We start from the raw sequence: 1,097 nt of genomic DNA, 5'->3' as shown, positions 1-1,097 counted from the left end.
GACGATTTCACCTTGCTGTTATCATTTGATTCAAAGCGAGACGTACCAAGCGTTATCCCAATCAGTACGAGCGTCTGAACTCATTTTGTCTAAGCATGAACTGCGCATTCCATTGCAACAGACGGTGACAGGCGGTGAACGTGTGCGTCGCCATCGCCAACAAGAGATGGTATTCAGGCTTGGTTTTGATTTACTGACACGTGAGATTTTGGGAGTTGATGAGTATCAACCCGTGCCAAGTATTCGAAAATCACAGTTAAGTGATGGTTTTGAGGCATTGTGTCTCTGGGCTGCGAAAGAAAAAGGTATCGAGATTAACCAAGCGATTGACTTTGCCGAGTTTGAAAAGCGGGCAATAAAACGTTTTTGGCATATGGAAAGAATGAGCTTAGTGCAACTGGTTTTTCAGCGACCTTTGGAGATCTGGCTCGCATTAGACAAAGTGCTTTATCTTGAAGAACGTGGTTATCGTGTTAGATTGGCAGAGTTTTGCCCTAAATCAGTTACGCCGAGAAATATTTTAATTTGTGCATATAAGAATTAGTTATTTTTTATATCTAAATCGACTATATGAAAAAGCCCACTTTATTGTGGGCTTTTGTAAACAAAACGTGACAAAATTGCTTAATTTTGTTGTTAGTTGAACATGGCGATAGCTTGTTCAGGATCTACATATTCAAGGTCAAAGCTTTCTGCGACTTCTTTACAAGTGACTTTACCGTGAATCACGTTTAGACCTTCTAGGAAGCCTTTGTCTTCCATAAGAGCTTGTTGATAGCCTTTGTTTGCAAGTTTCACAATGTAAGGGAGAGTGGCATTATTCAATGCGAAAGTTGAAGTACGTGCAACTGCACCAGGCATGTTTGCTACACAGTAGTGAACGACATCATCAACCACGTAAGTAGGCTCGGCGTGTGTTGTCGCGTGAGATGTTTCGAAACAACCACCTTGGTCGATAGCTACGTCAACGATTGCTGCGCCTGGCTTCATCTTAGCAATATGCTCTTTTGTTACCAGTTTCGGAGCTGCCGCGCCTGGGATTAGAACTGCACCAATAACAAGGTCTGCTTCTAGAACATGCTTCTCGATAGCGTCTT

Annotated in this window: 1 protein-coding gene and 1 pseudogene; one reads left to right on the top strand and one right to left on the bottom strand. The window is 42.5% G+C overall.

Features of this window, described 5'->3' with window-relative positions:
* Positions 1–544, top strand: a pseudogene (locus tag R7E47_RS25070) (SAM-dependent methyltransferase); the annotation flags it as partial.
* A 92-nt stretch (positions 545–636) separates the two neighbouring features.
* Here the strand turns inward: R7E47_RS25070 and R7E47_RS25065 are convergent.
* The coding region (locus R7E47_RS25065; protein ID WP_411913453.1) for an alanine dehydrogenase at positions 637–1,097 on the bottom strand (461 nt) is incomplete at its 5' end.

The sequence above is a fragment of the Vibrio sp. Vb1026 genome, assembly GCF_033338745.1.
Lineage (GTDB): Bacteria > Pseudomonadota > Gammaproteobacteria > Enterobacterales > Vibrionaceae > Vibrio > Vibrio alginolyticus.
This window is presented reverse-complemented; position numbering and strand designations above follow the sequence as displayed.